The sequence below is a fragment of the Microbacterium sp. genome (assembly GCF_029263575.1).
Taxonomy (GTDB): Bacteria; Actinomycetota; Actinomycetes; order Actinomycetales; family Microbacteriaceae; genus Microbacterium.
On record NZ_JAJUFV010000205.1, the window covers coordinates 1 to 4,489 of the forward strand.

The window sequence follows — 4,489 nt, forward strand, 5'->3', positions numbered from 1 at the left end:
ATGTCGCGCACCTCGGCCTCCATCGATCGGCCCTCGCGTGCAGCGCGCACCTTGAGTGCGCGGATCACGCCGTCGTCGAGACCTCGGACCGTGATCGTGGGCATGATCCCTCCTGACTGCGTTGCTGTCAATGCAGTCATATTGTACGCGGTCATCACCCTATGCAGTAGTGGATACCGAAGCCGGCATCTGCGACGCGGCGGGCGAAGTCGCGAGCCCGCACCAGGTTTTCGCTCGCGCAGTCGTGTGGACTGCCGAATCGACATTTCGGGACGCTGATCGCATTGGGCACAGCGAGAAGTGAATCTAGGTCATCCGCGACCGTACGAGTTTCGTTGACGTTGAGCGTTCGTCGGAACGACTGCCACCCAAACCCGGTGTGCGTCACAGCTCCCTCCACCAAGGCGAACGATGCTCGCGGCTCGTCGCCACCGAGTATCCATTGCAGTTCGGGATAGCACTTATCGAGATTGAGCGTCGGCTCGTCGCCCGGCCCCCAGTGCTCCCACGCATCGTCGCCATCGAAGCATCCTCTCGGGCACGCATGCGACTGAGCGATCTGTCTCGGCGACACGGGGTAAGCGAAGTATCTGATTCCCATGCATCCACGATCGCGCGCCGGCGGATGCGGTCGGCTGTCGGAACCCGCGATTGGGGATAAGCCGCGCGGGAGCACAAACTGTGGAGGCAGACGACCACAGATTGTGCTCCCACGAGCATCGCTGGCTCAGGCGACGGGCTACTGCACCGACCATCCGCCATCGGATGCGACGATCGCGCCGTTGATGTTCACGGCGTCGTCGCTCAGCAGGAACGTGATCGACGCGGCCAGCTGCTCGGCGGTCGCCACCGTGGGGATTGCCTGCTGGAACGGCGCGAGACGTGCCGAGCCGGCTTCCGACATGTTCGGGGGCATCGGGATGCCGGTGGCCACACCGCCGGGAGCAACCGAGTTCACGCGAATGCCCTTCGGCCCGTACATGAACGCCGCCGACTTGGTGACTCCGATAGTGCCGTGCTTGCTGGCCGTGTAGGCGTTGCCCGAGGCGTTGCCGCGCAGGCCCGCTTCGCTGGCGACGTTGAGGATCGCCGCGACCAGCCGCCTCCATCAGAGGAAGCACCGCGCGCATGAGCTTGAACGGCGCGGTGAGGTTGATGGCGATGCCGCGGTCCCAGACAGCATCCGTCGTTTCGCCAGCGGGCGAGAAGTCGTCGTTGATGCCGGCGACGTTCGCGAGGGCGTCGATGCGCTCACCTGCTGCGGCCACGACGCCGTCGACGGCATCCTGCTTGGTGAGGTCGCCGGCGACGGTGATGATGTCAGCATCCGCAAGTTCTGCTTTGAAGGCGTCGAGTTTGTCGCCGGCGATATCGGATGCGATGACGCGGCCGCCTTCGCGGGCGATGCGCGATGCGGTGGCCCTGCCGATTCCGGATGCTGCGCCGGTGACGATCCCGGTCTTGCCTGCGAAGCGGCCTGAGGTGACCGTCTCGGTCCAACCGGTCGCGGCGGACTCTTCGGGGATCTCGCCGCCGTTCGCGGCGCGGACCAGGTCGTCGACGACCGACTGGGGCATCTGGCCCTGGCTGAGGGTGACGAGCTGCTGCAACGGAAGGCCGAGTATGGGGGTGAGCGACTCGGGGTCGGCGCCGGTCTGCGCGAGGAGCCCGCGGACGAGGTCGCCGCCTGTGGGATCGTTCAGCCATTCGCCGATGGTGGAGTTTGCGGTCAGTGCCATCTTGCGATCCGAACCGAGTTCTTCAAACCAGAAAAAGGCCGCTATCTGCACCCGACGGAGAACCGGGCCATCACGCATTTCGAAGCGGCAGTGCTGCAGGGGTTCCCCCCCCGGACATCGATTCGTTGGCTCGAAGACCACGATCGCCCGGCAGAGGCAAATTAGATTACGTGCTCCACATGTAGATTCAGCGCTCAGTGGGCTTGAATCGGAGCACGAGTTGTATGGCGCTAACCGCATCCTTGAGCCCGCTGATGAATTGAGCCCGGACGAGTTGAAGAAGCTAAGCGTCATTCTTCAGCGTGAATATCGCTCGGTTCGACTTGTGAAGCATGACCTGTTCAACGTCGAGGGCTACACCGCCGCACTATCTGTCGACGGCCGCAAATATTCAGAAGCATACGCGGGTAGTGGAGAGTTTGCAGCGATTATGCTTGTTCGATCTATCTCACGTGCCGCGCACCGTAGCCTGATTCTCCTTGACGAACCCGAGACTTCACTCCACCCGGGAGCCCAGCGTGAGTTGATGCGGTTCATCGCGATGGAGCGTGTGGCGAAGAAACATCAGGTGGTCCTCGCCACGCACGCTCCGTCCATGGTGACTGATCTGCCGGACGAGGGCCGAAAACTTCTCGATCTGGACCCCGTTAGCGGGCGCGTCCGTGTGGTAACGCAAAAGGCATCATCGGATGAATCGTTTTCCCGTATCGGCGCACAAATAGCGTCGCGGACAATCGTAGTCGAAGACGACCTTGCTGTCGCGGTAGTGCGGCGGGCCTGCCGGCTTCGCGGCGACGACTTTCTCGGCTCCGTCTCAATCGCCGCAGTGCCGGGTGGGGCGGAGACGCTTGCGCGAAGGGTTGTTGCGGTGCAAGCTCCACTCCACGCCTCCTGTGTTGTGATTTTCGACGGCGATGCTCGGCCGACCGAGTCGATTCGTGACTCCGCCGAAGTTACGGATGCGCAGCTTCAGAGCGAGCTTGACAAGATCGGGTTGAAAAAGGAAGCCCTGTTGCGCAATGGTGGTGACGGCGATCAAACTGAACATCTGATTGCCGTCCGCCGTCAGGCACTTGAATGGGTGAATTCACACGTCGACTATTTGCCGGGCGATTTCAATCCGGAAGCGCTGTTACTTGAAATGAGCGGGCGTTCGCATGCCGGAAATGAAGACGCTAAGAAGCAGTGGGAGACTTTCACGCGAGACTCGCTCAATCTGCTTGAGTCTGAACACGTTACGTCTCCGCAGATTCTTGATGAGCAGATTCGGACTCTGGCCTCACTGTCAGACGATAACCCCCAGCTAATTGCTGTTCTCAACACGTTAGAGACGCTCTTGGCGGAAGCCGAGCGAGCTGACCGGACCTGATCTGAACCTCGAGTCGTTCCTCGCGCGAACGACGGTGAGCTATCAGGCGCACGACATCGTCATTCTCAGCCCGTTCGGCGCGCGCAACTCGCTCGTGGGCAGGCTGCTCGCAGCCGAGCACTTCACCAAAGAAGAGCGTTGGCTGCGTGATCGACTCAAGGTCGAGACGGATGCTACGAGCACCGTGGGCGTCGTCGACGCGACGAGCACCGGAGCGGTCACCGAAACCCCGTCGTCACCGACTGCTGCGGTGCCGCAAGCGCCCCGCAGCCGCATCCGCTGGGGCTCGATCTTCAAGTACAAAGGACTCGACGCCGAAGCGGTGATCCTCACCGACATCGGCGACGCCGGTGTGGCGTTCATCCGCGGCGAAGGTCTCGACTGGTTCGACCTGCTCTACGTCGGACTCACCCGCGCGCGGTACCGGTGTGTGGTGATCGCGAATTGACGCGATCGACCCTCGATTGTCCATGCGCGCGGATAAGCTAGAAGGAATATACGCCTGGACGTCGAGTCCGCACTGACCCTGAGGATGTCGCAATGCCGCTTCCCTTGATCCCGCTCGCCGTCGCAGGAGTGGTCGCCCTCGCCGCGGGCGGTGTCGCGGTGGTGCAGACCCAGAAGGCGAAGAAGAAGCTCGAGGGCAAGAAAGTCGCCGTCATCGGTGGAGAGCAGACCGGCAAGACCGCGCTGCTCCACTATCTCGAGCAAGGGACGTGGCTGGATTCGTCGACGCCATCCCCGAATGTCGACAAGAGCGGCCGCACGTTCGAGCTTGACATTGACGGTGCCACCGTCGCCTTCTCCGTTACGCGTGACGTGTCGGGCACGCAGGGCCCCAGCTATCTCGAGTGGCGCAAAGCTGTCGAAGACGCGCACTACATCTGGTATCTGTTTCGAGCCGATCGGGTCGACATCCCAGATTCCGAAGACGCGCAGCTGGTCGCGAAGCACCTGCGACGCTTGACGCACTGGCTCAAGGAGTCCGGCTCGAAGGCGACGGTGATTCTGGTCGGAACCCACGCTGATCTGCACCCGAGATTCCCCGGAGATTTCTCGCAGATTTTCAAAGAGATGAATGAGATAGAGGCGATCAAGGTCGCATCGCTCAAGATCGGCGCACGCGTCGTCGTGGGCAGTCTTCACACGCCCGAAGACGCGAAGAAGCTGCGCGACCAAATAAGGGGGAAGCTCTGATGGAGCAGACAGAATCTGCGAACGTCGTTCGTCCGCGGTCGGTTCTCGTCGCGGACGACGACCTTTACCTGCGCATTGAGCACGACCCCGCCAACGTTGCGCTGCTCGAAGACGTCAATGCGATGATCGTGCCCTATTCGGGGCGAGCCGAGCTCAATGCACGCGCTGTTGCTTCGGTGCACAG

4 protein-coding genes and 1 pseudogene are annotated in these 4,489 nt (G+C 62.0%); 4 read left to right on the forward strand and 1 reads right to left on the reverse strand.

Annotated elements, in window-relative coordinates; genetic code table 11:
• Positions 1-739 precede the first annotated feature (739 nt).
• Positions 740-1,739: pseudogene (locus Q1J95_RS14790) on the reverse strand (SDR family NAD(P)-dependent oxidoreductase).
• A gap of 259 nt (positions 1,740-1,998) precedes the next feature.
• Between Q1J95_RS14790 and Q1J95_RS14795 the strand changes: the two are divergent.
• From Q1J95_RS14795 to Q1J95_RS14810, 4 genes are all read left to right on the forward strand, one after another.
• Positions 1,999-3,108 (forward strand): AAA family ATPase, encoded by a 1,110-nt coding sequence (locus Q1J95_RS14795; protein WP_300268951.1) that lies wholly within the window; start codon positions 1,999-2,001, stop codon positions 3,106-3,108.
• Between the two features lie 34 nt (positions 3,109-3,142).
• Positions 3,143-3,556: a hypothetical protein gene (locus tag Q1J95_RS14800; RefSeq protein WP_300268953.1), complete on the forward strand. Its 414-nt coding sequence runs from the start codon at positions 3,143-3,145 to the stop codon at positions 3,554-3,556.
• 92 nt (positions 3,557-3,648) lie between these two features.
• Complete coding sequence (locus Q1J95_RS14805) at positions 3,649-4,305, forward strand: GTPase domain-containing protein (protein WP_300268956.1); 657 nt, start codon at positions 3,649-3,651, stop codon at positions 4,303-4,305.
• A partial coding sequence (locus Q1J95_RS14810; RefSeq protein WP_300268958.1) for a hypothetical protein occupies positions 4,305-4,489 on the forward strand: 185 nt, incomplete at its 3' end. The genes Q1J95_RS14805 and Q1J95_RS14810, both read left to right, overlap by 1 nt.